The sequence below is a fragment of the Bradyrhizobium canariense genome (assembly GCF_018130465.1).
Classification (GTDB): Bacteria; Pseudomonadota; Alphaproteobacteria; order Rhizobiales; family Xanthobacteraceae; genus Bradyrhizobium; species Bradyrhizobium canariense_C.
Genome location: NZ_JAFCKJ010000021.1, coordinates 62,050 through 87,283 on the forward strand (window position 1 = coordinate 62,050; position 25,234 = coordinate 87,283).

A 25,234-nucleotide genomic window follows, 5' to 3' on the forward strand; every position below is an offset into this window, starting at 1 on the left:
ATAAGTCGCTCAACGGGCTTCACAATCCCGTCACGCTGCATGTAGTATGTCAGTACATGCTGCTTCGCAGCGTACATTGGAGGCCGGGAGCGTTACTTGAACGCACATGTCTCGCAAGGCAGTTGGCCGGTGTTGGTACTGAATGCGGACTTCCGGCCGCTGAGTTACTACCCGCTGTCTTTATGGTCGTGGCAGGACGCGATCAAGGCGGTGTTCCTCGACCGCGTCAACATCGTCGCGCATTACGATCAGGCGGTCCATAGTCCCACGCTGCAAATGCAGCTGCCGAGCGTTGTCTCGCTCAAATCCTTCGTCAAGCCGACAACGCATCCTGCCTTCACCCGATTCAACGTCTTCCTGCGCGATCGTTTCGCCTGCCAATATTGCGGCTCGCCCGAAGACCTCACCTTCGATCACATCATCCCGCGCAGCAAAGGCGGCCAGACCACCTGGGAGAACGTGGTCGCGGCCTGCTCACCCTGCAATCTGCGCAAGGGCAATCTCACGCCGGTGCAGGCAAAGATGTTTCCGCGCCAGCACGCCTTCGCGCCGACCGTGCACCAGCTCCACCGCAACGGCCGCCTGTTCCCGCCGAACTATCTGCACGACAGCTGGCTGGATTATCTCTACTGGGATACGGAGCTGGATCCGTAAGGTCTGCGCCTGGTCTCACGCCCCGATCGCATTCCGCGCCACCACATCACGATAGAACGCCGCGCTCAGCTTTGGCACGCGCACCTGCGTCTCGAAATCGACCCGGTACAGGCCAAACCGCTTTCCGTAACCAAAAATCCATTCGAAATTGTCCATCAGGCTCCACAGGAAATAGCCGCGGATCGGGACGCCTTCGACAATCGCGCGCTGCATCTGGGTCAGATAGTTGCGCAGGAACATGATGCGGTCGAGATCATAGACCTGGCCGTCGGCGGCGAGCTTGTCTTCGGACGAGGTGCCGTTCTCGCTGATATAGATATTGTCGATGTTCCAGATTTTCGCGGCGATGCGCGGCGCCCAGTAGATCACTTCGGGACCGACGCGGAGCCATTCCGAATTCATGTGCGGGAATGAGCTGGGAAACGGCAGCACGTGGAAGCCGGGCGCGCGATCGGAGGCCGTGACGTAATATTGCGGCGCGTAGATGTTGAGGCCGACGAAGTCGTTGGGCGTACCGATGATCTTCAACTCCTCTGCGGTGAATTTCGGCGCGTCCGCGCCGGCATAGGCGAGGAAACCGTCGGTGTATTTGCCTTCCAGGACCACGCCGAGAAAGCCGGCGTTGAGCTCGCGCGTCGCGATCTCGGCGGCGCGGATGTTCTCGGGCGTCGCGATCGCCGGCACGCAGGCGGCGATGTTCTCGGCCGCACCGACGCGGGTACCGGCGCGCCCCGACGCGCGGATCGCCTGCACCGCGAGCCCATGCGCCAGCGCGACGTGATGGCGGGCCTGGTTCAGCTGCGCGAGCGGCAGCTCGAGGCCGGGGGCGTCGATGCCCCAGCCATAGCCGAAATTCACGAAGCGCCCGACCTCGTTCACGGTGAAGATGTTCTTCACGCGATCGGTCAGGCGCCGGGCGACGTAGGCCGCGTAGTCGGCAAAGGCCTTCGAGGTGTCGCTCGACTGCCAGCCGCCGACGCGGTCCTGGAGCGCCTGCGGCAAGTCCCAGTGATAGAGGGTCGCATAGGGCTCGATGCCGTTCGCGAGCAGCTCCTCGACGAGGCGATCGTAGAAATCGAGCCCCTTGGCGTTGGGCTGCCCTGCACCATCCGGAAATACCCGCGGCCACGCGATCGAGAACCGGTAGGCCTTGACGCCAAGCGCCTTGATCAGCCCGACGTCGTCCTTGTAGCGATGATAGTGCTCGTTGGCGCGGTCGCCGGTTGAGCCGTCCTCGATCTTGCCGGGCGTGTGGCTGAAGACGTCCCAGATCGACTTGCCGCGGCCGTCCTCATTGACGGCGCCCTCGATCTGGTAGGACGAGGTCGCCGTGCCCCAGAGAAAATTCTTCGGGAAGGGCGCGGGCGCATGGCGGTCGGGCACTATCAGCGTTTCATTTGCCGCGGCGTTCTCCGCAGCCTTCTCCGCAGCCTTGGCACCCGCCGCAGCGCCAACCGCCGCAAGGCCCGCGAGCTTTGCAAAATCGCGCCGCGAGAAATCAGTTGCCATTGCTATCTCCGGGCCTGCTCCATTTCGATCTGATAAACGGAGATCCGGTCGATCTCGAATGCGACGGTAGGCGGCGACTCCGCGTCGACCGGACCGACGCCGAGAAAAAATTTCGATCCGATCGCGAGATTGACGATCATGTACATGGGATCGTCGAAACCGACCGGCACCTTGATGTCGGACACCGGCTTGCGGTCGATGAAATAGACCAGGCGATCCTCCTCCCACAGCACACCGTAAGTGTGGAATGTGCTCGAGGCGTCGCCGACCGCGAAGTCGAAGCCGCAGGACTGGATCTTCTGGGTCGCGGGAATCCGCCAATGCGTCGTCATCACGAGATCGCCCGGCTTTTCGCCGCGGCCTTCCAGCACGTCGACCTCCGGCGGCCAGCCGCCGTCATCCGCCAGCATCCAGAACGCCGGCCACACCGCATGCCCCACCGGCACCTTGGCGCGGATCTCGAAATAGCCGTGCTTCTGCGCGAACGTGCCCTGGGTCGTGAGTAACCCGGAGACGTACTCGTTGTTGAACAGCACTGACTTCAGCTCCGGCGGCGTGCGGCTGGCGACGATCGACAGCACGCCGTCCTTCACCTTGAAGGGATCGAGCCCGAGCGGCGCCGAAGCGCGGCCGGCATAGCGCGGATCGACATAGATCTGCTGCTCGCCATTGGCACTGGTCTTGCGCTTGAAATCGGAGCCGTCGCCGCCCCAGTAACGCGCCTCCGGCCAGGCCGCGCCGCCGGCGTAATGCGGCACCCAGCGTCCGTTCGTCAGCGGATGCTCGTCAAAATCCTCGTTGAAGGTCCGGCGCAGCGGCAAGAATACCAGCGAGGCCGGATTGACCGTCTCCAGTCGGCGGCACTCGATGGTGGAGGGATCGGTCGTCACCTGCAGCGACATGCTCACCGGGGCACCGTCGAGATCGTCCTGCGCGATGCCCGGCGCAGGCACAACGCAGAGACCGATCGCAGCCAGAGCGCCCCTCGTCCAACGCTCGATCATCACCGCACTTCGAAGATGCCAGAGGAAAGGCAGAGGTTAGCTCGCTCATATCGGAACGGGCAAGAGCAGGTCCGCGACCGCGCGCCAATTCGGGAGCGCCGCTCGCCCAAGCGATCCACATTTTCGTGCACTTACAAAAAATGGAGCACCGCATAAATATAAATGAAGACCGCCCGGGCAGCGCCCAGCAGGCCCCCCGCCGGGGACGGAACTCGAAGCGCCGGCATCCGTTCAGAGTCGGGGCCGGATGTCCCGCGGGCGCCGATTGTCCGCGCCAGACATAGCCGGCCCCGCGACAGCACAAGGGGAGAATAGTCATGGCCACAAGCGAGACGGATCACGTCTACAAGATCCTGGAACTGGTCGGATCGTCCGAAACCTCGATCGAGGATGCGATCAAGAATGCGGTCAGCCGTGCCGCCAAGACCATTCGCGAGATGAAATGGTTCGAGGTGGTGCAAACGCGCGGCCATATCGAAAAGGGTTCCGTGCGCCACTACCAAGTTACGCTGCGCGTCGGCTTCACACTGGATGAGTGAGGCAGAAACGCCGGGCGAAGCCGACGCGTGAGGCCAGCCTGGTTAACCGCGACAATAAGCTGCCAATTGTCGAGGACTGCTCCGGTCGAAATACGGGTTTCGCACAATCAGCGCGGATGTTGCAACAGGCCGTTAAGGCCAAAGTGAGAGGTTTGCGCCGAAATGGAGCAAGCCTGATGACCACGGGCCGCGAACTCGGAAAGACGCGCCTTCCGCTCTGGGCGGCGGGTTTCGTCATACTGACCTGCTTCGCCATCCTCGGCTTGAGCGCCTGGCGTGAATGGGAAATGCGCAATGCCGATCTCAAGAACGCCGAGATCGACGTCGCCAATCTGGCGCATTCGCTGATCCAGCACGCGGACGACACGTTCGAACTCGTTGATACGATCCTCGTCGGGTTGGTCCACCGGCTCGAAATCGACGGAACTGATCCGGACACGATTGCAAAGCTTCAGGCCTATTTGCCGACACGGAAATCATCGGACCGCATCCGCGGCATCTTCGTCTATGACGCGACCGGGCGGTGGCTTGCCACGACCGAGCGCCTCGACTTCTCCAAGCTCAACAACAGCGACCGCGAATATTTCCAGCGACATCGCGACTCGCCGGAAACGGGCACGCTGATCGGACCGCCCGTGAGGAGCCGATCCGGGGGCCAATGGATCATTACCGCGTCCCGTCGGATCAACGATTCCGACGGCGGCTTCGCCGGCGTTGCCCTGCTCACGATCGACGTCGGCTATTTCGTCAAGTTCTACGAGCGGTTCGACATCGGTCCGAACGGCTCGGCATCGCTGCTCAACGATAGCGGCATCATGCTGGCGCGCAGCCGTGACGACAGCGGTGCCTTTGTCGGACGCGACCTGTCCAATGCACCCTTGTTCAAGGGATGGGAAAGTCGTGCCCCCGCCGCAGTCTACTATTTCAAGTCGCCGCTCGATGGCGTGCAGCGGCTGAGCTACTACCAGCGCAGCAGCCGCTATCCCCTGATGGTGCTGGCGAGCAAGTCGCGGGACGACGTGCTGGCGCCCTGGCGGCACGCTGCGGCTGCGCGCACCACCTTCGTCCTCGGCTTGGTGCTGCTGATCGCGGTGATCGGCTTCTACCTGGTCCGTCAGCTCGTGCAGCGGCAACGCATGGCACAGGCCCTCGTCGTCACGGAATCAAACTTCCGCCTGTTGGCCGAGCAATCCAGCGACATGGTGACCCGGATCGGGCTGGATAACCGGCTGCTCTACGTTTCTCCCTCGTGCGTACGCATCACGGGCTGGTCCTCCGACGAACTGCTTGCCACCTCAGCCCTGGCCGGCATTCACGCCGACGACATGGAGCGCGTCGAGCAGGCCATCGCCGCGCTTAAGAATGGCGAGGCCGAGGAGGCGCGTTTCGTCTATCGCCAGCGTCATCGCGACAAGGGCGAGATCTGGGCCGAGGCGGCGTTGCACGTGACCCTGGCGTCGGACAGCGGTGAGATCGACGGCGTCGTCGCGGTGGTGCGCGACATGACCGAGCAGAAGGATCTTCAGGACAAGCTCGCCTCGCTTGCAACGACCGACGGCCTCACCGGCCTCGCCAACCGGCGCGCATTCGACGAGCGCCTCGCCGACGAATGGGCGCGCGCCCGGCGCGACAGCACGCAGCTCTCGCTCCTGCTGATCGATGTCGATCATTTCAAGAAGTTCAACGACCATTACGGACATCTGGCGGGCGACGGGTGCCTACGTGCGCTGGGCCGGATCCTATCCGCCCACAGCAGGCGCCCGGCCGACCTCGCGGCGCGCTACGGCGGCGAAGAATTCGCCGTGCTGTTGCCGAACACCGGTCCCGAGGGCTGCGCCGAGGTCGGCGAAGGGATTCGCAAGGCACTGCACGATCTCGCCATGCTGCATGCGCAAAATCACCCCTCCCGCCTGGTCACCGCAAGCGTCGGCGCCGCGACGAGCCTTCCGTCCCAAACCACGACGGACTCCAGCACGCTGGTCGCCGCCGCCGATCGCGCGCTCTACGCCGCCAAGGACAACGGCCGTGACCGGCTGGTGATGTCGGGACAGGTCGTTCCCTGGCCCGCGAGAAGCGCGTAACGGGATCGACCGTTGCTCCGGATTGGCGCCGGCGCTCCAGCGGGGTATGGCTTGGATCACGGCCAGATGTTCGGCCAATCCGAGAGTGCTGCTGTGACTGATGGGATCAAACTCGTCCTCTTCGACATGGACAATGTCCTCTGCGACTACGACAGGGGAAAGCGTGTCGCGTGGCTGGCGAAGCTTGCGGGGGCCACCAGCGACTCGGTTCACAAGGCGATCTGGGACAGCGGCTTCGAGCTGCTCGGCGATTCCGGCACTCTCGATGCCGGGGACTATTTGCGGGGTTTCGGCGAACGCATCGGCTATCCGCTGTCGCTGGACGAGTGGATCGAGGCGCGACGCCGTTCAATGCAGGCCGATCGTGCGATGCTGGAGATTGCCGGCAGCTTGCGTAAGACCGTCGACATTGCCGTCCTGACCAACAACACCACGCTGGTCGCCGACCATATCGAGACGCTGCTGCCGGAACTGCGGCCGCTGTTCGGCTCGCGCATCTACACCTCGGCCAGGTTCAAGACGGCGAAGCCGGACCCGCGCTGCTACCGCCTCTGTCTGTCGGAGCTCGACGTGAAGCCGGAGAGCGTCCTGTTCGTCGACGATCTCATGGCCAATGTCGCCGGCGCGCGAGAGGCGGGTCTATTCGCGCATCACCACACCTCAGTTGAGACTTTCAGGCGGACCCTTTCGGAGTACGGCCTGCTTCACGCTTGAATACGCGCTCCGCTTTCCCCGGCGTCAGGCGAGGTGGCACGCCACAAGGTGCCCGCCCGCCCCCTCCTTCAGCTCCGGTGCGCTTTCCGCGCAACGCGGCTGGGCGATAGGACAGCGGGTGTGGAAGTGGCAGCCCGACGGCGGCTTCATCGGGCTTGGAACGTCGCCCTTGAGGCGGATCCGCTCGCGCTTGAGCTTGGGATCGGGCACCGGCACAGCCGATAACAGCGCCCTTGTGTAGGGATGCTGCGGATGGCGGTAGAGGTCGCTGGCCTTGGCGAGCTCGACGATACGGCCGAGATACATCACCGCGACGCGGTCGGAGATGTGCTCGACCACCGACAAATCGTGCGCGACGAAGAGATAGGTGAGGTTCAGTTCGGCCTGGAGATCTTCCAGCAGGTTGATGACCTGGGCCTGGATCGAGACGTCGAGCGCGGACACCGGCTCGTCGCAGACGATCAGCTTCGGCTCGACCGCGAGCGCGCGCGCGATCACGATGCGCTGGCGCTGGCCGCCGGAAAATTCGTGCGGATAGCGGCGCATGTGCTCGGCCTTGAGCCCGACCTTCACCAGCAGGCTCGCGACGCGATCCTCACGTTCCTTGGCCGATGAGCCAAGCTTATGGATGATCAGCGCCTCGCCGAGAATGGCGCCGACCGTCATGCGCGGGTTGAGCGAGGCGAACGGGTCCTGGAACACGAGCTGCATGTTCCGCCGCATCGCGCGCAAATCGGTGCCGCCGAGCTGGCGGACGTCCTGGCCGTCAAACACGACCTCGCCGTCGGTCGGCTCGATCAGGCGCAGCACGCAACGTCCCGTCGTCGACTTGCCGCAGCCTGATTCGCCGACGAGGCCGAGCGTCTCGCCACGGTTGACCGAGAACGAGACTCCGTCGACCGCGTAGACGCTGCCGACCTGGCGCGACAACAGCCCGCCATGCACGGGGAAATATTTCTTCAGGCCGCTGACGCGGAGCAAGGGCTCGGTCATGCCGCGCCTCCCAACTGCGCATCTCCGAGATGACAGGCCATGCGATGGCCGGGCGCGATCTGACGCAACAACGGCTCCTTCTCGGTGCAGACGCTCATGGCGTGGCGGCAGCGCGGGGCGAAGCGGCAGCCGACCGGCGGATTGATCAGGATCGGCACCGAGCCGCCGATCGCCTCCAGGCGCGTCTTGTGTTCACTGTCGAGATCGATGCGCGGGATCGAACGGATAAGGCCTTGCGTATAGGGATGGCCGGGATTGCCGAAGAGGTCGTCGACAGGCGCCTCCTCCACCACCTTGCCGGCATACATCACGACGACGCGCTGCGCGGTCTCGGCGACGACGCCCATGGCATGGGTGATCAGCATCACCGCCATGCCGAAGCGTTCCTTCATATCCTGGAGCAGATCGAGGATCTGCGCCTGAATGGTGACGTCGAGGGCAGTGGTGGGCTCGTCGGCGATGATCAGCTTCGGCTTGCAGGCGAGCGCCATCGCGATCATCACGCGCTGGCGCATGCCGCCGGAGAACTGGTGCGGATAGTTGTGCACGCGGCCTTCGGCGTTGGGAATCTGCACCAGCTTCAGCATCTCGATGGTGCGATCGAGCGCCTGCTTCCTGGTCACCGCCTCGTGGCGGCGCAGGCTCTCGGCGATCTGCTCGCCGACGGTGAGCACCGGGTTGAGCGAGGTCATCGGCTCCTGGAAGATGAAACCGATTTCCTTGGCGCGTATCTCGTCGAGTTGACTGCTCGTCAGCGGCACCAGGTCGCGGCCCTCGAAGATGATCTCGCCCGCCGCGATGCGGCCCGGCGGCATCGCGATCAGCTTCAGGATCGACATCGCGGTGACGGTCTTGCCGCAGCCGGATTCGCCGACGACACAAAGTGTCTCGCCCCTGTTGATGGAGATGTCGACGCCGTCGACGGCCTGGAGGATGCCGTCGTCGGTGGAGAAGTGGGTTTTCAGTCCCTTGATTTCGAGCAGCGGCGCCATCAGATCACCCGCCGCGCATCGAGCGCGTCACGCAGGCCGTCGCCGATGAAGTTGATGGCGACCACCGCGATGAAGATCGCGCCGCCCGGAAACAGCGCCCAGTGCGGGCCGATGTCGAGAAAATCCTTGGCGTCATAAAGCAACCGGCCCCAGGTCGGCGTATCCGGAGGGAAGCCGAGGCCGAGGAAGGACAGCGTCGATTCCGCGATGATGGCGGCGGCCACGTCGATGGTGCCGGCGATGATCACCGGACCGAGGGCATTGGGCAGGATATGGCGCACCACCTGCCGCACGGGGCTCGCCCCGAGAGCGCGCGCGGCTTCGACGAATTCCTTCTCGCGGATCGACAGGAACTGCGCGCGAACGAGGCGGGCGACCGGCATCCAGCGCAAGCCACCGATCACAAGCACGATCAGGATGAAAATGCCGCCCTCGGGGCCGAACGCGGCCTTCAGCCCGTCGCGGAAGAGATAGATCAGCAGCAGCAGCAGGGGCAATTGCGGCAGCGACAAAAAGAGATCGGTGAGCCACATCAGCCCATGACCGAGCGCACCGCGCGACATGCCGGCGAGCGCGCCGATCAGCACGCCGACAAAGACCGAGACCAGCATCGCGGCCAGGCCGACCGCGAGCGAGATGCGCCCGCCATAGATCATGCGGGCGAGGATGTCCTGCCCGAGATCGTCGGTGCCGAAGGGATGGGCCAGCGACGGCCCCTGCATGCCCGCCACGATATCGATGTCGTCGATCTTGACCCGCCAGACGAAGGGGCCGGCCACCACCGCCAGGATCAGAACGAGGAGCAGGAACGCACTGACCACGGCAAGCCTGTGGCGGCTATAACGCCGCCACGTCTCGCGCCAGGGCGAGTAGACGCGCCGCTCAGCGGAGGGAGATGCGAGGGTCAAGCCAGCCATAAAGAACGTCCGCGATGAGATTGAACAGCACGACCAGGCACGCAAAGACGAAGGTGACGGCCATCACCACCGGCGTGTCGTTGGAAAGGATGGAGGAGATCAGCAGCGAGCCGATGCCGGGGATCCGGAAAATCTGCTCGGTGACGATGGCGCCGCCGAACACCGCCGGGATTTGCAGCGCGATCAGCGTCACGACCGGGATCATGGCGTTACGCATCACGTGCTTGATGATCACCCGTCGCTGGCCGATGCCCTTGGCGCGCGCGGTGGTGACGTAGTCCAGTCGGATCACGTCGAGCATCGCCGAGCGCACGAAACGCGTCATCGACGCCGCCTGGAACAGGCCGAGCACCGCTACCGGCATGATCGCCTGACGGATCATCTCCAGCACCCAGTGAATGCCGGTGCCCTTGATGTCGGTCGTGTAGACGAAAGGCAGCCAGTCCAGCGTGACCGAGAAGATCAGGATGAACAGGATGCCGGTGAAGAAGGTGGGCAGCGAGAAGCCGACAAAGGCGAGCGTGTTGGCGACCTGGTCGAACAGCGAATAGGGTTTTGTCGCCGCATAGACCCCGACCGGGATCGCGATCAGGAGCGCCAGAATTTGCGCCGAGCCGATCACGTAAAGCGTCGTTGGCAGTCGCTGGAGGATGAGCGTGTCGACGTTCATCCGGCTGACGAAGGAGAAACCCCAGTCGCCGTGCAGCATGGCGTTGAGCCAGTGCAGGTAACGGAGGTAGATCGGATCGTCGAGGCCGAACTTCGCCCGAAGCGCGAGAGCGACTTCGGGCGGCACGTTCGGATTGGTCGCCAGTTCCGAGAAGGGATCGCCCGGGGCTAGCGCGAGGACGATGAACAGCACCAGCGAAATTCCGAGCAGGCTCGGAATCGCGATCAGGAGGCGACGCAGGACATACTGGCTCATGAAGGAGGACCCGCTCTAAGCGTGCGCGATCATTCCTCGCGGTACCAGTCGAACAGGTTGTCGGTCTCGTTGGCCCAGCCGGAAACGACCGGGCGCAGATTGGTGGCGGCCGCCTCGACCTTCAGGCGGTGCTGCACCGGGATGAACACGGTGTCCTCGTACATGAGGTCATTGGCCTTGATGTAGAGCGCCGCGCGCTTGACCGGATCCATCTCGCCGTCGGCGGCCTGGATGGTCGCGTCGTACTCCTTGTTGACCCAGCGCGGGAAGTTGGTGCCCTGCCACTTGTTCTCCTTGGTGGCGACAAGGTTCGAAAGGTAGCGACGCATGTGCTGCGACGGATCGGGCTGGCTCAGCGGGATCTGGAACATCTCCATGTCGGCGTAGAACTTGGAATAGGTATCGGGATTGCCGACGTCGGAGGAGAAGAACACGGAGGCGACGACCGATTTCAGCTCGACGTCGATGCCCGCCTTCTGGCAGGCCTGCTTGACGATCGCCTGCGTCTTCTGCCGCGGCCCGTTGATCGAGGTCTGGTAGACGAGCTTCAGCTTCTTGCCGTCCTTCTCGCGGATGCCGTCGGCGCCCGGCTTCCAGCCGGCATCGTCGAGGATCTTCGTGGCCTTCTCCACGCTGAACTCCCACGAGGTGTTCTTGGAGACGAACTTTTCCGGCCCGTTGAGGAAGTTGGCGGAGGTGCGGCCGGCGCGGCCGTAGATCGCCTTCTTGACCGACTCGCGATCGATCAGCAGCGAGAGCGCCTTGCGAACCGCCGGATCGGAAAACAGCGGGTGCTTGGTCTTCATCGAAGAGCGTTCGCCATCGACCTCGGTGTTGGGATCGGTGAAGTTCAGTGCGATGAATTCGGTGTCGCCGCCGACCGCGTAGACGGTCTTTCCCTTGCCGCCCTTCTCCAGGCGCAGCAGCACGTCGTCCTCGACCTGAATGTTCCAGCCGAAATCATACTCGCCGGTCTGGATCACCGCACGCGCGGCAGAGACGGCATCGCCGCCGCCCTTCATCTCGATCGAATCGAAATAGGGGCGGTTCGCCATGTGATAATCGGGATTGATCACGCCGCGGACAAGATCGCCCGGCTTGAACTCGACGAACTTGTAGGGGCCGGTGCCGACCGGCGAGAGGTTGGTCGGCGCCTCCCGCGATTTGGACCCCATATAGTCCTTGAACAGATGTTTCGGGATGATGGTATTGGGAGCCCCGACAAAGGCGTCGGCCCAGAACGGCGTCGGCTTGTTGAAGACGATGCGGACCGTGAGGTCGTCCACCTTCTCGACCGTGATGTCGCGCAGCGTCGCGATCGTCAGTGCGGAGGTCGCCGGATCCTTGGCATATTCCCAGTTGAACACGACGTCGTCGGCTGTGAATGGCGTGCCGTCATGCCATTTGACGCCGGGTTTGAGCTTCCAGGTCACCGACTTGCCGTCGGCGGCGAGGCCGCCATTCTGGATCGAGGGAATTTCTGCGGCCAGAACCAGCTTCATGTTGCCGTCGGGATCCCAACAGGCGAGCGGCTCGTAGAACAGGCGCGCGCCGTCCTGGTCCTTGGTGCCGGTGGCAAAATGCGGATTGAGCAGGGTCGGCCCCTGCCACCACAGCAGCTTGAGCGCACCACCGCCGCCGCGCTTGGTCGGCTTGTAGGTCGAGGCACCCTCAGCCATGGCGACGCCGCCGAGCGCGAGGATCTGATTGGCCAAAGGCGCGGTGAGACCCACGGCAGCCAGGTGCTGAATGAAGGCGCGGCGATCCATCCGCCCGCCCTTCACGTCACCGATCATCGAACGCAGTTCTTTATCCAGCATGGTTGTCCCCCGTCTGGTTCCCTTATGGATGCAGGCGGTCGCGCGAGGCGACCACCGGGCTTGGCTGGCGGTAGATGGCACACCGAATGGGGTGCACGTCAACTGCGACCGTGTGTATGCAAACGGTCTTCTGACTGTCTGTTGGGCAAAACCATATTCCGCAGCCCATACGTTCGGCAATCCAGCATCAAAACACGCTGAATTCCGCGCTGCACTGCAGAAAATTTGATCGCCGGATCAGACGAAGTATCGAGGCGAAATTCTACGCCACGGACATGTCGAGCGGCGGCGCGACGTGGTCCGGCAGCGGACAGACGTAAGGCGTCTTGGCGGTCCGCTTCTCGAGGTCAGCCTTGGCGGCCTTGATCAACTCCGGGTCCGTCAGCGCCTTGATGCCGATGCCGGCCATCGCCTTGGCGGCCTGCACCATGGCCTTGTGCGCATGCGCGCTCTTGCCTTGCGCGACCACCTGCCAGGTGTGGAAGGGCGTGCCGATTGCAACCGTGGGTGCATGGACCTGCACGGTCGGCACCACCCAGCTCACGTCGCCGACGTCGGTCGAGCCGACCAGCGGATTGCGCTTGGCATCGAGTGGCACCAGGAAGTCAGCCAGCGGCCGGTCGGTCGGCTCCATGCCGATCGCGTAATAGACCGACTCGATATCCTTGTCGCTCAGCGTCGCGCGGATCTGGCTGGCAAAGCCGTTGTCGGCGTCGTCGAAATGCGGCGGTCCGAGCTCTTCCATGACCCGGTGCAACGCCTGCTCCAGCGGCGTGTTCGGCAGGATGTTGGAGACCGCGGAGATGATCTTCATCTCGACCTTGGTCTCGGTCATCAACGCCGCGCCCTCTGCGATCTTGCTCACGCGTCCGACCAGCTCGTTCATGCCGGGCAGATCGCGGGCGCGGATCGAATAGCGCACGCGCGCGTGCGCCTGCACCACGTTGGGGGCGATGCCACCGGTATCGAGCAGCGCGTAGTGCACGCGCGCGTCGCTCGGCATGTGCTCACGCATGTAGTTCACGCCGACATTCATCAGCTCCACGGCGTCGAGCGCGGAGCGGCCGAGATGCGGCGAAGCCGCCGCATGCGAGGTGCGGCCGGTGAAGATAAAGTCGGCGCGGGTGTTTGCGAGTGACGGCGTCACCGCGACTTCCCAGAAGCTGTGCGGATGCCAGGTGATGGCGATGTCGGCGTCTTCAAACGCGCCGGAGCGCACCATGAAGGCTTTTGCCGCGCCGCCCTCCTCCGCGGGACAGCCGTAGTAGCGCACGCGGCCCGGCACCTTGTTCTCGGCGAGCCAGTCCTTCACCGCGGTCGCGGCGAGGAGAGCTGCGGAACCGAGCAGATTGTGACCGCAGCCATGGCCGTGGCCGCCGGTCTCGACCGGACGATGCTCCGCGACGCCCGCCTCCTGGCTGAGGCCCGGCAGCGCGTCATATTCCCCCATGAAGGCAATGACCGGTCCGCCCTCGCCCCATTCGCCCATCACTGCGGTCGGGATGCCCGCGACGTTCTCGGTGATGCGAAAACCCTGATGATGCAACTCGGCGAGATGTTCTGCGGCGGACCGCGCCTCGGTGTAGCAAACCTCGGGCATGCCCCAGACCTTGTCGCTGAGGTCGATGAAACGTGCCTTGATCGTGTCGATGCCACGCCAGATGTCGCTGCGGTTGTCCATGCTTCGGTCCGTGATCCCTAGGTCAAACGAAGCGGCAATGGTTAGCAGCTTCGTTGGAAGGCGCCTAGCACCTCGCCGGACAGCAGCCATGCGGCCAATGCCGGGGGGCCGCCCTACCGACCGTGCATGGACCGCTCCTGTGCCTTTCAAAGATTTCACACGGCGTTCTCCGGAATAGTTGAGGAACGAGGCTTTCAAGACGGCCTCCTCCGGCCTAAATTATCCGTGCTTCGCGCGTCGTTCCGCTAGCCACGGCGGAGCGATGCTCTCAGCCAGGAGAACTCCATGCCCGCCCTGACCGAATGGAGAGTGCCGCCGGCCAATCAGCCGCGTGCGAGCGACTACGGCTTCGATCTCGACCGCGCGCTCGCCTCCGTCGTCGGCCTGCATGCCATCATCCCGCCGGACGCCTTCAGCGCCGAGACACTGGGCACCGAACGCGCCGGCAACGGCGTCGTGATCGACGACGGGCTGGTGCTCACCATCGGCTATCTCATCACCGAAGCAGAGTCCGTGTGGCTGCATGTCGGAGACGGGCGCGTGGTGGAGGGACATGTGCTCGGCTTCGATGCCGTCACCGGCTTTGGCCTGGTGCAGGCGCTCGGCCAGCTCGACGTCGAACCCTTGCCGCTCGGCATCTCGGCCGAGACCCGGCTCGGCGACCGCGTCGTGGTCGGCGGCGCCGGCGGACGCACGCGTTCGGTCGCGAGCCAGATCGTGGCCAAGCAGGAATTCGCCGGCTACTGGGAATATCTGCTGGACGAGGCCGTCTTCACCCATCCCGCTCACCCGAACTGGGGCGGCACGGCGCTCCTCAACGAGCGCGGCGAGTTGATCGGCATCGGCTCGCTCCAGCTCGAACGCGAACGCGAGGGCAAGGCCGAGCACGTCAACATGATCGTGCCGATCGACCTGTTGAAACCGATCCTGGACGATCTGCGCAAGTTCGGTCGCGTCAACAAGCCGGCACGGCCATGGCTCGGACTCTATTCGACGGAGATCGACAACCGCGTGGTGGTGATCGGGATCTCCGCCAACGGCCCGGCCGCCCGTGCCGAGCTCAAGACCGGCGACGTCATTCTCGCCGTGGCCGGCGACAAGGTCACGAGCCAGACCGCCTTCTACAAGAAGCTGTGGGGCCTCGGCGCTGCCGGCGTCGACGTGCCGCTGACGGTACATCATGAAGGCGTCACCTTCGACGTCACTGTGACCTCGACCGATCGCTTCAAGCTCTTGAAGGCGCCGAAGCTGCACTGACAAACCGAACTGAAGCAAGGAAGCGACGATGAGCGAGGCCGTCGTTGACGACATCGTGGCCGTGCTGCCGCCGCTGCTCAATGCGCTGGAAGCGCTCGGCTTCTTCCAGCGAAACCTGCACCCGCCGGCCTTCGCCTCCGTGATGAACGCGATCGGCGCTCCCGACGAGGTGTTGCAAACGGCGCGCGCGGCAATCGGGGAATGGCCGGAACAGTTCACCGGGCTGCGCGAGCGGCTCGATCGTGCCTGCGACGAGACGCTCGCCGCCTTTGCCGGCCTGCGCGAGGTCGAGCGTGGCAATGGCGACCTCGTCGCGGTCTTCCGCGCGCTGCGCCATGTGCCGCGCGCGCAGGAGGCGCTCTATCCGCTGGCAGTGCAGTTTCCGCCGGTGAGCAACTTCTTCCTCAACGCCGCCACGCGCGGGAATGCCGACCTGTTGTCGCGGCTCGAAGCCGGCGCGGACGAGCACACCGGCATCATCCACGATCACAACGAGCCCGGCAGCCGCGGCGGCTTTTCGGTCTACGTGCCCGAATATTACACGCCCGACCGCGCCATGCCGCTGGTGATGGCGCTGCATGGCGGTAGCGGCAACGGCCGCGGTTTTCTGTGGAGCTGGCTACGCGACGCCCGCAGTCTTGGTGCGATCCTGGTGGCGCCGACCGCGACCGGCCCGACCTGGGCACTGATGGGTGACGACACCGACACGCCCAACCTCATGCGCATTCTCGAAACCGTGCGCAGCCGCTGGACCATCGACGCCTCGCGCATGCTGCTCACCGGCATGAGCGATGGCGGAACCTTCTGCTACGTCACGGGACTCGACGGCGCCTCGCCCTTCACGCATCTCGCGCCGGTGTCGGCGACCTTCCATCCGCTGATGGCCGAAATGGCCGACGCTGCGCGCCTGCAGAACCTGCCGATCTTCATCGCGCACGGCAAGCTCGACTGGATGTTTCCGGTGCAAACCGCGCGGCAGACGCAGGCGGCGCTCTTCGCCGCCGGCGCCGACGTCACCTATCGCGAGATCGACGACCTCAGCCACACCTATCCGCGCGAGATCAACGCGGAGCTGGTGCAGTGGCTGAATGGAGCGTGAACGGGCCGTCCTTACCTGCGCCGCACTCTCGCGGAACCATCGGTCGGGGCCGACGTTATCGCCCGTCATTGGAGGTTTCGCTATGCGGATGTTTCTTGGAATGATTTTGGGCGCGCTGCTGCTTGCCTGCGGCGTGTACGTCTACGACTCCATGCAGACGTCGTCGGTCGCCAATGGCGAGGTCGCAACAACCAATCGCACCATCGTGAACTGGGATGTCGCCAAGGCCGATTGGGACGCGCTGCGCGATCGTGCGCACAAGGACTGGGTCCGCATCTCGTCGAAGTAACGACACCGTATCATGAATGAGGCGCCGTCGCGGATCCGCGACGGCGCCTTCGTGTTAGGCACAATGATTGCGGCTCGCCTCAGTTCATCTTGGCCTTGCGGGCGTCGGCGATGACCTGCTCGAACTCGTTCATGCTCAGCACGCCCGGCACGCGGTATTTGCCGACGATGAAGGACGGGGTGCCGCGGAAGCCGAAGGCTTCGGCCTGCTCGTTGTTGCGCTTGAGCACGGCGTCGATGTCCTTGGCGTGATCGGCGAGATCGCGCCTCAACCGGTCCATGTCGACGCCGGCGGCCGCGAGCAACTCGTCGATGCGAGGCTCGGTCAGGCGCGAGCTGACGCCCATCATCGCGTCATGGGCCTGGTGGTACTTGTTCTGGAATTTCGCCGCGAGCGCGATCCGCGCCGCAGTGACCGAGACCGGCCCGAGAATCGGCCAGTCCTTCATCACCAGCCTGACCTTGCCGTCGTCCTGGATGACCTGACGCAACTCGGGCTCCAACTTGCGGCAATAGGGGCAGTTGTAGTCGGACCATTCGATAATGCTGACGTTGCCGTCGGGATTACCGGCGACGGGAACGTCGGCGTCGCGCAGCACCTTGGCTTCAGTGAGCACTTCGTCTTCGTCGGTAGCCGCACGCGCCGAGGTGATCCCACCAGCCGCCAGGACACCCGCCCCGATCAGCGTCAGCGCCGCGCGCCGCGTCGGCCCAAGGCCTTTGTTCCTTAATCCAGCCATATCTCGTCCCGTTTCGGTCCCATCTCGGTCGATACGGTTCGAGACCGGGAATTGTTACAGGTCATATAGAGTGTCGCGGCGACGATGTCATCGCACCAGCAGCGTGACCGCCAAAGGTACCAGGAAGGAGGTCACCAAAGCGTTCAGGCTCATGGCGATGCCGGAGAAGACGCCGGCGATTTCGTCGACCTGGAACGCGCGTGCCGTCCCGATCCCGTGCGCGGCAAGGCCGGCGGCAAAGCCACGGGCGCGGAAATCGGTAATGCCGGTGCGGTTCATCAGCGGCGTCACGATGATCGCGCCCATGATGCCCGTGAGGATGACCGCAACCGCGGCCAGCGAGGGATCGGCGTGCAGGGATTCGGCGATGCCCATGGCAACGCCGGCCGTGACGGATTTCGGCGCGAGCGACAAGACCACGTCGCGCGGCAGACCGGCGAGCTCGGCCAGCAACACCACCGACACCACGGCGGTGACCGATCCCGCGACCAGCGCCACCAGCATCGGCACGATCGAGGCGACGACGCGCTTGCGATTCTCGTAGAGGGGAACAGCCAGCGCGACCGTCGCGGGCCCCAAAAGGAAATGCACGAACTGCGCGCCGGCGAAATAGGTCGTGTAGGAGGTGCCGGTTAACAGCAGGAACGCGCCGACGATCCACATCGCATGCAGCACGGGATTGGCGAGCGGATGGCGCCGCGTCGCCAGCGACACCGCGTCCGTGCTGGCATAGACCAGCAGCGTCACGGTCAACCAAAGCAGCGGCGACTGCGAGAGATAGACCCAGAGCGAGAACGGATTGTCCTTCATCGCGCGTCCTGTTGCCTCAACAGGCGGCTGACCAGGCGGAAGGTGAGTACGGTTGCGAGCAGTGTGACGATCACCGACAGCGCGAGCACGAGGATGATGGCGATGCCGTGGGACGCGAGCAGATCGAGCTTCTGCACGACGCCGACGCCGGCCGGCACGAACAGCAGCGACAGATGCGCCAACAGACCCTTGCTCGCCGTCTCGACGCCATCATCGCGCAGCGGCCCGCGCGCGAGAAGCGCAAAGCGGTCGCGGGCGAGCAGCAGGATCAGGAGCAGCAAGAGGCCAAGCACCGGACCCGGCATCGGCAGGCCGAGGCCGCGCACGACGGCTTCGCCGATCAACTGGCAGAGCAGAATGAGGCCAAGACTTGCGAGCATGATCCCGGCATCAAGGGATGCGCCGGCAGTCTTGTCAATCACCGCTATGCGGCGGTCGTGCGCGGTTCGTGCGAAGCCGCAACGCGGGGCAGCATCGCCATCAGCGTCCCGGTCATCGTGGCGATCAACGTGACCTTGCCCTCGTGCTCGGCAAACGCCTTCGCCTCGCAAAAGGTCAGCGTGCGGCCGGGCTTGACCACCTCTGCCTTGAAGACGAAACGCTCGCGCCGTGCCGGCGCGAGCAGCGTGGTCTTGAACTCGACGGTGAGGATATCGGCCTCGCGCGGCATCAGGGTGAAGGCAGCGACACCACAGGCATTGTCGAGTCCTGCGGTAATGATGCCGGCGTGGACAAAACCGTTCTGCTGTGTGAGGGCCGGCGAATGCGGCATGGCCAGTTCGGCCTCGCCCGGCGCCAGGCGGACGATCACAATGCCGAGCGTGTGCATCGCCGGCTGGCCGTCGAACATCGCGATGGCAGCCGCGCGATAGCCCGGGTTCTTCGGCTCGTGTGCGGCCATGGCTCAGGCCTCGGCCGGCTCGGCGAGATGCCTCAAAGCAACCTCGCGGATGGCATCCATGAACGGCACCGATTTGCGCTGGCTACGGTCCATATGCACGCCCGTGATCTCGCAGAACGCGGCGATCTCGCCGGTCTCGGCATTGGTCATGTCGTGCCGGAAGCGGATCGATTTGTCGCGGATCTCGAGCAGACGGCTGCGGATCTCGACGATGTCGCCGGCGAGCAGCTCGCGCTTGTAGGTGATGTTCTGCTGCACGGCGGCCATGCCGCGGCCGGAGCTGCGCAGATAGCTCGGCGTCAGCCCGAGGCGGGCGAACAGATTCCAGTTGGCCTCGTCGAATTTGCCGACATACCACATGATATTCATGTGGCCGACGTGATCGCACTGCCACGGATAGACCGTGCCGCGATAGGTGGCCTGTTGCTCCATCGCAATTTCTCCCTGGCCTTTTCTGTCTTTGATTTTTGATACGGTAGCGTATCAGCCTCCTCCCGCGTTAGCAATACGGCACCGTATCAAGAACCGGCGAGGCTTCCTGCATGAGTGACGGCAAAGGCGATGTTTGGGTCGAGGCAGGGTTCACCGAGCTCGCCCGATCGGGGGTCGAGGGGGTGCGGGTCGAGGTGCTCGCCAAGAACCTGGGCGTCACCAAGGGCGGCTTCTACCGCCGCTTCGCCGACCGTGCCGCGCTGCTCGGTGCCATGCTGGAACGCTGGCGCGAGGGGCGCTCAACGGCGATCGCGCAGCAGACGAGCCTCGATGGCCAGGAGCCCCGTGAGCGGCTGAGGGCGGTGATCCAGCTCTATTCCGAGCGGCTCAATCCGGAAGGGATGGCAATCGAGCTTGCGATCCGGCAATGGGCCCGCTCGGACGAGGGCGCCGCTGCAGCGGTCGCGAACGTGGACGCGGCGCGGCTGAAGCACGTCACCGAGCTCTATCGCGCGACCGGCCTCGAGGCCGAGGCGGCTGAAGCGCAGGCCTTCCTGTTCTACTGCTTCATCTTCGGCCAGAGCCTGCTGTTCGTCGAGCGCGGCCCGCGCAAGCGGTCGCAGCTCGTGGCGAAATCGGCCGAGAAGCTGCTGGACTAAAGCAAGAGGCCGGAGCCTGGCTCCGGCCTCTTCATCGTCTTGAAGCTTCAGGCGGCGCCCTTCAGCTTCTTGTTGCATTCGCTGTAATAGCCGCCGCCCTTCTCGATCCACTTCATGCCGCCATTGCCGTTGGTGGTCTTGTTGGCATTGTACTGGTCGACGCAGGTGTGCAGGCGCGCCTTGCCGGCGGTCTCCTTGGCGTATTTCGGATCGACCGCGTTCGGATAGATCGCGGGGCCGGCCGGCAGGGTCGGCGCCGGAGCGGCAGCGGGGGCGGCCTCCTTCTTCGCCTGCTTCGGCTCGGCGGGAGCCGCGGGCGCGGCAGGAGCAGCCGCGGTCGGGGCGGCGGCAGGCGTTGCGTCCGCACCGCACTGGGCCTTGCGGAAGTCATTCCACTTCGTGGTGCCGAGCGAGCCGTCTTTCTTGGCGGCCTGATATTTCGCGCTGCACTCCTGCGAGGTCAGCGCCTGCGCCGGCGCGCTCGCCACGAGTGCGGCAAAGCCCGACAACGCAACTGCACACAGCAATTTTGATTGAATGGTCATCCCTGGTCTCCTCCTTGGTCTTCCCCCGGGGGAAGTTGAAACGAGGATTGCTATCCTAACGTGCCGGCGATTGGCGACAAGGAAGCGATGGCTCCTGGCGCCAAAATATAGTGATCGGGTCGTTCAGATTTATTCATGTCGCGTTCAGCAACCCGGGCCGACCTTCCAACCCCTTTCGCAAATCTCGCAAGACAGAGTGCAGCACCATGACCTTCACGTCACGCCTCGCCGTCGTCGCCCTCGCCTCCCTGCTCGCCACCGGCACCGCTTTCGCGCAGACCGCCGCGCCGGCCGCCAAGACCGATGCCAAAACCACCACAGCCGCCGCCCCCACCGACAAGAAGGCACCGAAGGAGCATTCGGCCGAGTCGCTCGAATGCTCCAAGCAAGCCGACGCCAAGGCGCTGAAGGGCAAGGAGCGCAAGAAATTTCGCCGCGAGTGCATGAAGGAAGCGAAGGCCGGCACCGCCGCGCCGGCCGCCGACAAGAAGTAAGTCCGTCGCGATCCTCCACTCGGCTTCGGCGAGACGCGTACGCATTGCGGCATGACGAGCCTGCAATTGTGCGCGTCTCGCTGATTTGCGATAAGGTCGTGTGAAGCAAATCACCGCCTCCCTGCCGTTCGAATGGCCAAGCCGTGCCAAGATCTTGAGCACGGTGGAAACGCTCGTCATCGGCACCGCCGGGGGCCTCGTGTTTCTGCTCGCGGGCCTTCCCGGAGGATTGATCTCGGGCTCGATGATCGCGGTCGGGATCGCCGCGATCGCCGGGCGCCAGCTGACGCTGCCGCCGATCCTGACCCAGACCGTGCTGGTGCTGCTCGGAATTTCGCTGGGCTCCGTCGTCTCGCGCCACCTGCTTCAACAGGTCAGTGCCTATCCGCTCACCATCGGGCTGCTTGCGCTCGCGACCTTCTGCTCGACATTCGGCTCGAGCTATTACCTCCAGCGCGTCCACGGCTGGGACCGCACCTCGGCCTTCCTCGCCGGCAGCCCCGGCGCGCTGTCGCAGATCACGATTTTGGCGGTCGAGCGCGGCGCCGACCTGCCGGGCATCGCGGTGGTGCAGACCATGCGCGTGATCATCCTCACCGCCGCGCTGCCGATGGTGCTGGCGTTCGCCGGCGTCGCACCCTCGGTCGCGCCGTCGCTGACGACGACGATCGCCTCGCCGCTCGACCTCGTCGAACTGGTCGCGGCCTCGCTGGCCGCGGCGCTCCTCCTGCGGCTGATCAGGTTTCCGGCGAGCTGGATGTTCGGTGCGATGATCGGCTCAAGCGTGCTGCATGGCGCAGGCTGGGTCGAGGGCGGTCTGCCGGACTGGGTGCGCGGCGTGGCGCTGGTCGGCATCGGCGCCCTGATCGGCAGCCGCTTCGCGCGGATGCGGATCAAGACGCTCGCCGGCCACATCAACGCGGCGCTGGGCTCGTTTGCGGTGGCCATCGCCGTCTCCGCGATCTTCGTCGGCATCGTGGCGCTCACCACACAGGTGAAATTCTCCGACGTCGTGGTCGCCTACGCACCGGGCGCGATGGACGCCATGCTGGCGCTGGCCCTGACGCTGCACATCGACCCGATCTTCGTCGGCGCGCATCACCTCTCGCGTTTCGTCTTCGTGACGATCGCGACGCCCGGCATCGTGCACCTGTTCGGCCGGACGCAGGACGATGTGGATGATTGAGTCTTAGCGCTTCGCCGTCGCAACAAATCCCCACGCGGCGATCGCAGCCATCAAGAGCGAGATCAGCACGTTGTAGCCGGCCAGCGAGAGACCGAGGAAGCGCCACTGCACCTCGTCGCAGCGAACCACCTTCACGGTGTCGAGCCGCGACAGCAGGTCGGTGGCGCTGCCGAGATTGACGACGGGACCGGAGCAGTCGGTCGGTCCCTTCCAAAAGCCCCATTCGACGCCGGAATGATAGGTGCCGAGCCCGGCATTGGCGAGGCTCGCCAGCGCAAGGATCGCAAGGCCCGCGAGCAGCAGCGGCCTCGGCGCACCGCCCCGCGCCGCGAGGGCGATGAGCAGGCCGAGCGGGATCGCGAGGTAATAGGCGTAGCGCTGCTCCAGGCAGAGCGGACAGGGCACGATCCCGAGCACCAGCTGGAAGAACCAGGCGCCCGCGATGGTCGCGGCTGCCATCACCGTGACCGCGAGCGAAGCGGTCAGCGCGGGGTTCACGGCCGCCGGCTTGAATGCAGGTATTGCGGCACTCTGGGTCGTCACGGCAGCCTCTTTCGGATGGATGCGGACTTAAGCCTCTAGCCCCGCCCCATGCGGCTGTCGAGAACGGCGGGATCACTTTGGCGCGGGTTGACCCCGTCCGGTCCATGGCTATAGTCCGCCGGCTTCGCGACGCCCCGTTCGGGGCTGACCGAGGGCCCCTGTGGCGGAACTGGTAGACGCGCTCGACTCAAAATCGAGTTCCGCAAGGAGTGCTGGTTCGATTCCGGCCAGGGGCACCACGCTTCGCCCTTTCGGGCTTCGCGTGGCGCAGCCGCGCTAAGCCCGAAAGGCTGAAGCGTGTCCGGCGAAGCCTCCTGGCGAAGACGGACTGTCTCGACTTTTCCCCTCCCTAGCAATCGTCACATCCCTCCTGTATAAACCGGCAGCTTCTTCCGCAATTCGAAGGAGCTCATATGAACGACCTGCACGCGTGGCTTTCGCAACAGCACCACGGCCTGCGCACCTTCCGTATCTTTCAGCAAAAGCTCGAGACGCTCGGCCGCGACGACCCCGAACAGCGCGGCCTGTGTCGTCTGTTGAGCGGTCTCGTCGGCAGCTATGTCGAGACGTTCGATGAGGCCCCGCTGCCCGTCGAGGTCGCTGACGGCGCCTATCATCGCCTGCTGACGCTGGTGGCGAGCATCGATCTCAAGGGCGACACCAGCCGGCGGCTTGCCGATATCAACCGGGTTGCGACCTGCGAACTCTGGCAGTGACGCGGGCGTGCGGCCCTACGGCTCGCATCCGTGTCCCCGAGACTCTTCGCCAGTGGAGGGCCGCGTGCTTCCCGGCACGAGTCTCCCTCGACGGGTTCGACTTCGCGGAGCCAGTGCCTATATCGTGCGGCAACGTCTATTGATGCAGCGAGCAGCTTTGATGGCCAGGAGACGCGCGACGGAAGCGGACGCCGACGACCTCCCCCGCTTCTTCGTCTGGGTCCGGGGCCTCGAAGGCCCCGAACCGCAGAAATGGATGGCGATGGATTTCGGCGTCGGTGACTGGAAACGGCCGCTCGTGCTCGCCTATCTGGAGCTGCCGGAGGGCGAGCGACACTTGCCGTTGTCGGCGCTGGCCCGGCGATATCCGCCGCCGCGGGGAGAGGCTTCGTAGAGGGGGCATCCTGGACGGACGCGAGGATCTCACCAGCCCCTCAACCCCGGGGCGAGCAACGCCGGATCACTGGCAGTACTGCTTTCCGCCATAGGTATAACATTTGCCGCCTTCGTTGCTGGCCGGAGCAGACGGCGCGCGCGGGCTCGGTTCGTGGCGAGATACGGCCCTTGGCTTCTGGGGCGGCGGATCGGGACGCCGCTGGCACACCCCCTGGGCGTCCAGCACGAAATTGTTGTCACAGACGATCTGGACGCAGCGGTCGCCGACCGCCTTTTGCCCCCTCGCACAAACCAGCGGACAGATGCGATCGGGTCGCGCGCGCACCGCATCGAGCGCGTCGAGGCTTGCGACTTTCACGTCGAATTTGGTGCCGGCATATCTGTTGAAGCTGTCGAGCGCCTTTTGCGACGGAGCAGTCCAGGCGCCATCGGCCGCACCGGGATCGCAACCGACGCGCTTCAGGTGCGCCTGGAGCAGGCGGGCGACGTCCGCAGGATCCATCGCCGGCGCCGTGGTCGGCGCCACGGCGAGAGCAGGAGGCGGCGCAGCGGGCGGGGTCAGGGCGGCAAGCGTAGCCTGACGCTCCTTCTCGCGCCGCTCTGCCTCGCGCTTCGCCGCCTCGATCTGCTGCTGTGCATCGAGCGCGGCCTGCTTCTTCGCCTGCTCGACCTGAACTGCCGCGTCCTCGGCCTGCCGGCGCGCCTCCGCAACCTGCCGCCGGGCATCGTCGAGTTCGCGCTTGGCCTGGTCGGCGATGCGTTGGCGCTCCTTCTCCAGATCGCGCCGGGCCTGCTCGGAGATCTGCTGGGTGGCCCGTTCGGTCTCGCGCGCCGCCTGCTCCTCGATCTGTTTCCTGAAATCGTCGCTCTTCTGCCGGACCTGCTGCTCAGCCTGCCGCTGTACGGCATCGGCGTTCTCGCTGATTTTTTCTGCGGCCTCGAGCTTGTCGAGCGCCGCATGCGCAAAGTTGGCATAGATGCCGCTGGCATGAACGGCGAGAAAGGAAAGCCAAGCCTGCTTGGTGCCGGCCTGCGCTGCAAGCTCGTAATCCCGCCGGGCCGCCGCGTTCGGATCGACCGGCGGCGCAACCGGCGGCACCAGCGCCACCGTGTCGCCACCGAGCGATCCATAGACAAAGGGCTCCTGCCGGCGCCGCGTGCTCTTCAGCACCTCGTCGCGAACCCGGCCAAGCGTCAGGCGAAGGTCGAGGCCCGGTGTCGCGAGATGATTGAGGAGTGCGGTCGCAAACGGGCTGTGCGCGCCGTCGCCGTCGCCGGCGACCGCGCCGGCCTTGGCGGCGAACGCAATCAGCGTATCCGCCGTCGCAGGCTCGATCTT

The 25,234-nt window shown here is 64.9% G+C and carries 28 protein-coding genes and 1 tRNA gene; 13 read left to right on the plus strand and 16 right to left on the minus strand.

Annotated elements, in window-relative coordinates; all coding sequences use genetic code 11:
• Nucleotides 1-96 precede the first annotated feature (96 nt).
• Complete coding sequence (locus tag JQ591_RS34305; RefSeq protein ID WP_018316280.1) at nucleotides 97-654, plus strand: HNH endonuclease; 558 nt, start codon at nucleotides 97-99, stop codon at nucleotides 652-654.
• Between the two features lie 15 nt (nucleotides 655-669).
• Here JQ591_RS34305 and JQ591_RS34310 read toward each other — a convergent pair whose 3' ends face one another.
• Both JQ591_RS34310 and JQ591_RS34315 read right to left on the minus strand, forming a co-directional pair.
• Nucleotides 670-2,163: a GH1 family beta-glucosidase gene (locus tag JQ591_RS34310; RefSeq protein WP_211400380.1), complete on the minus strand. Its 1,494-nt coding sequence runs from the start codon at nucleotides 2,161-2,163 to the stop codon at nucleotides 670-672.
• Nucleotides 2,164-2,165: 2 nt separating this feature from the next.
• Nucleotides 2,166-3,167, minus strand: a complete 1,002-nt coding sequence (locus tag JQ591_RS34315) for a glycoside hydrolase family 16 protein (RefSeq protein ID WP_211400381.1) — start codon at nucleotides 3,165-3,167, stop codon at nucleotides 2,166-2,168.
• A 317-nt stretch (nucleotides 3,168-3,484) separates the two neighbouring features.
• Here JQ591_RS34315 and JQ591_RS34320 point away from each other — a divergent pair, with 317 nt between their 5' ends.
• The 3 genes from JQ591_RS34320 to JQ591_RS34330 all read left to right on the plus strand — a co-directional run bounded on the left by JQ591_RS34320 (nucleotide 3,485) and on the right by JQ591_RS34330 (nucleotide 6,501).
• Nucleotides 3,485-3,706, plus strand: a complete 222-nt coding sequence (locus JQ591_RS34320; RefSeq protein ID WP_211400382.1) for a dodecin — start codon at nucleotides 3,485-3,487, stop codon at nucleotides 3,704-3,706.
• Nucleotides 3,707-3,882: 176 nt separating this feature from the next.
• Nucleotides 3,883-5,787 carry a sensor domain-containing diguanylate cyclase gene (locus JQ591_RS34325; RefSeq protein WP_211400383.1) on the plus strand — a complete coding sequence of 635 codons (1,905 nt, stop codon included), beginning with the start codon at nucleotides 3,883-3,885 and terminating at the stop codon, nucleotides 5,785-5,787.
• Between the two features lie 66 nt (nucleotides 5,788-5,853).
• Nucleotides 5,854-6,501: an HAD family hydrolase gene (locus tag JQ591_RS34330; RefSeq protein ID WP_211400384.1), complete on the plus strand. Its 648-nt coding sequence runs from the start codon at nucleotides 5,854-5,856 to the stop codon at nucleotides 6,499-6,501.
• Nucleotides 6,502-6,525: 24 nt separating this feature from the next.
• Here JQ591_RS34330 and JQ591_RS34335 read toward each other — a convergent pair whose 3' ends face one another.
• From JQ591_RS34335 to JQ591_RS34360, 6 genes are all read right to left on the minus strand, one after another.
• A complete protein-coding gene (locus JQ591_RS34335) occupies nucleotides 6,526-7,494 on the minus strand; it encodes an ABC transporter ATP-binding protein (RefSeq protein ID WP_211400385.1) in 969 nt (322 codons plus the stop codon).
• Nucleotides 7,491-8,486, minus strand: coding sequence for an ABC transporter ATP-binding protein (locus JQ591_RS34340; RefSeq protein ID WP_211400386.1), 996 nt, complete (start codon nucleotides 8,484-8,486; stop codon nucleotides 7,491-7,493). The genes JQ591_RS34335 and JQ591_RS34340 overlap by 4 nt, the downstream gene beginning before the upstream one ends.
• Entirely contained in the window at nucleotides 8,486-9,403 is a 918-nt protein-coding gene (locus JQ591_RS34345) for an ABC transporter permease (protein ID WP_211400387.1), read from the minus strand. The genes JQ591_RS34340 and JQ591_RS34345 overlap by 1 nt, the downstream gene beginning before the upstream one ends.
• A complete protein-coding gene (locus JQ591_RS34350) occupies nucleotides 9,369-10,328 on the minus strand; it encodes an ABC transporter permease (RefSeq protein ID WP_211400388.1) in 960 nt (319 codons plus the stop codon). Before JQ591_RS34350 ends, JQ591_RS34345 begins: the two co-directional genes overlap by 35 nt.
• 29 nt (nucleotides 10,329-10,357) lie before the next feature.
• Nucleotides 10,358-12,148: a peptide ABC transporter substrate-binding protein gene (locus tag JQ591_RS34355; RefSeq protein WP_211400389.1), complete on the minus strand. Its 1,791-nt coding sequence runs from the start codon at nucleotides 12,146-12,148 to the stop codon at nucleotides 10,358-10,360.
• Nucleotides 12,149-12,410: 262 nt separating this feature from the next.
• Entirely contained in the window at nucleotides 12,411-13,829 is a 1,419-nt protein-coding gene (locus tag JQ591_RS34360; protein ID WP_211400390.1) for a M20 family metallopeptidase, read from the minus strand.
• A gap of 285 nt (nucleotides 13,830-14,114) precedes the next feature.
• Between JQ591_RS34360 and JQ591_RS34365 the strand changes: the two genes are divergently transcribed.
• From JQ591_RS34365 to JQ591_RS34375, 3 genes are all read left to right on the plus strand, one after another.
• The gene (locus JQ591_RS34365; RefSeq protein ID WP_211400391.1) at nucleotides 14,115-15,086 is read left to right on the plus strand and encodes a S1C family serine protease; all 972 of its coding nucleotides are present in this window, start codon (nucleotides 14,115-14,117) and stop codon (nucleotides 15,084-15,086) included.
• A gap of 28 nt (nucleotides 15,087-15,114) precedes the next feature.
• Complete coding sequence (locus tag JQ591_RS34370; RefSeq protein WP_211400392.1) at nucleotides 15,115-16,185, plus strand: phospholipase; 1,071 nt, start codon at nucleotides 15,115-15,117, stop codon at nucleotides 16,183-16,185.
• Nucleotides 16,186-16,267: 82 nt separating this feature from the next.
• Nucleotides 16,268-16,474 (plus strand): hypothetical protein, encoded by a 207-nt coding sequence (locus tag JQ591_RS34375; protein ID WP_211400393.1) that lies wholly within the window; start codon nucleotides 16,268-16,270, stop codon nucleotides 16,472-16,474.
• Between the two features lie 79 nt (nucleotides 16,475-16,553).
• Here JQ591_RS34375 and JQ591_RS34380 read toward each other — a convergent pair whose 3' ends face one another.
• The 5 genes from JQ591_RS34380 to JQ591_RS34400 all read right to left on the minus strand — a co-directional run bounded on the left by JQ591_RS34380 (nucleotide 16,554) and on the right by JQ591_RS34400 (nucleotide 19,356).
• Nucleotides 16,554-17,213, minus strand: a complete 660-nt coding sequence (locus JQ591_RS34380) for a DsbA family protein (protein WP_211400394.1) — start codon at nucleotides 17,211-17,213, stop codon at nucleotides 16,554-16,556.
• Between the two features lie 87 nt (nucleotides 17,214-17,300).
• Entirely contained in the window at nucleotides 17,301-18,023 is a 723-nt protein-coding gene (locus tag JQ591_RS34385; RefSeq protein ID WP_211400395.1) for an LrgB family protein, read from the minus strand.
• Nucleotides 18,020-18,403, minus strand: a complete 384-nt coding sequence (locus tag JQ591_RS34390) for a CidA/LrgA family protein (RefSeq protein ID WP_211400396.1) — start codon at nucleotides 18,401-18,403, stop codon at nucleotides 18,020-18,022. The genes JQ591_RS34385 and JQ591_RS34390 overlap by 4 nt, the downstream gene beginning before the upstream one ends.
• 44 nt (nucleotides 18,404-18,447) lie before the next feature.
• Nucleotides 18,448-18,924 (minus strand): PaaI family thioesterase, encoded by a 477-nt coding sequence (locus tag JQ591_RS34395; protein ID WP_211400397.1) that lies wholly within the window; start codon nucleotides 18,922-18,924, stop codon nucleotides 18,448-18,450.
• Nucleotides 18,925-18,927: 3 nt separating this feature from the next.
• The gene (locus JQ591_RS34400; protein WP_211400398.1) at nucleotides 18,928-19,356 is read right to left on the minus strand and encodes an acyl-CoA thioesterase; all 429 of its coding nucleotides are present in this window, start codon (nucleotides 19,354-19,356) and stop codon (nucleotides 18,928-18,930) included.
• A gap of 110 nt (nucleotides 19,357-19,466) precedes the next feature.
• Between JQ591_RS34400 and JQ591_RS34405 the strand changes: the two genes are divergently transcribed.
• Nucleotides 19,467-20,015 carry a TetR/AcrR family transcriptional regulator gene (locus JQ591_RS34405; protein ID WP_211400399.1) on the plus strand — a complete coding sequence of 183 codons (549 nt, stop codon included), beginning with the start codon at nucleotides 19,467-19,469 and terminating at the stop codon, nucleotides 20,013-20,015.
• Nucleotides 20,016-20,062: 47 nt separating this feature from the next.
• Here JQ591_RS34405 and JQ591_RS34410 read toward each other — a convergent pair whose 3' ends face one another.
• The gene (locus JQ591_RS34410; RefSeq protein WP_211400400.1) at nucleotides 20,063-20,560 is read right to left on the minus strand and encodes a hypothetical protein; all 498 of its coding nucleotides are present in this window, start codon (nucleotides 20,558-20,560) and stop codon (nucleotides 20,063-20,065) included.
• Between the two features lie 206 nt (nucleotides 20,561-20,766).
• Between JQ591_RS34410 and JQ591_RS34415 the strand changes: the two genes are divergently transcribed.
• Together JQ591_RS34415 and JQ591_RS34420 are read left to right on the plus strand one after the other, a co-directional pair.
• Nucleotides 20,767-21,054, plus strand: coding sequence for a PsiF family protein (locus JQ591_RS34415; protein ID WP_211400401.1), 288 nt, complete (start codon nucleotides 20,767-20,769; stop codon nucleotides 21,052-21,054).
• Nucleotides 21,055-21,154: 100 nt separating this feature from the next.
• Nucleotides 21,155-22,240, plus strand: coding sequence for an AbrB family transcriptional regulator (locus JQ591_RS34420; RefSeq protein WP_211400402.1), 1,086 nt, complete (start codon nucleotides 21,155-21,157; stop codon nucleotides 22,238-22,240).
• A gap of 3 nt (nucleotides 22,241-22,243) precedes the next feature.
• On the opposite strand, the gene JQ591_RS34425 is transcribed toward JQ591_RS34420, so the two are convergent.
• Complete coding sequence (locus tag JQ591_RS34425; RefSeq protein WP_211400403.1) at nucleotides 22,244-22,783, minus strand: disulfide bond formation protein B; 540 nt, start codon at nucleotides 22,781-22,783, stop codon at nucleotides 22,244-22,246.
• Nucleotides 22,784-22,937: 154 nt separating this feature from the next.
• Between JQ591_RS34425 and JQ591_RS34430 the strand changes: the two genes are divergently transcribed.
• The 3 genes from JQ591_RS34430 (at nucleotide 22,938) to JQ591_RS34440 (ending at nucleotide 23,893) form a co-directional block, all read left to right on the plus strand.
• A tRNA-Leu gene (locus tag JQ591_RS34430) sits at nucleotides 22,938-23,022 on the plus strand.
• A 174-nt stretch (nucleotides 23,023-23,196) separates the two neighbouring features.
• Entirely contained in the window at nucleotides 23,197-23,499 is a 303-nt protein-coding gene (locus tag JQ591_RS34435; protein ID WP_211400404.1) for a hypothetical protein, read from the plus strand.
• Nucleotides 23,500-23,659: 160 nt separating this feature from the next.
• Complete coding sequence (locus tag JQ591_RS34440; protein WP_211400405.1) at nucleotides 23,660-23,893, plus strand: hypothetical protein; 234 nt, start codon at nucleotides 23,660-23,662, stop codon at nucleotides 23,891-23,893.
• A gap of 66 nt (nucleotides 23,894-23,959) precedes the next feature.
• Here the strand turns inward: JQ591_RS34440 and JQ591_RS34445 are convergent.
• The coding region (locus JQ591_RS34445; protein WP_211400406.1) for a caspase family protein at nucleotides 23,960-25,234 on the minus strand (1,275 nt) is incomplete at its 5' end.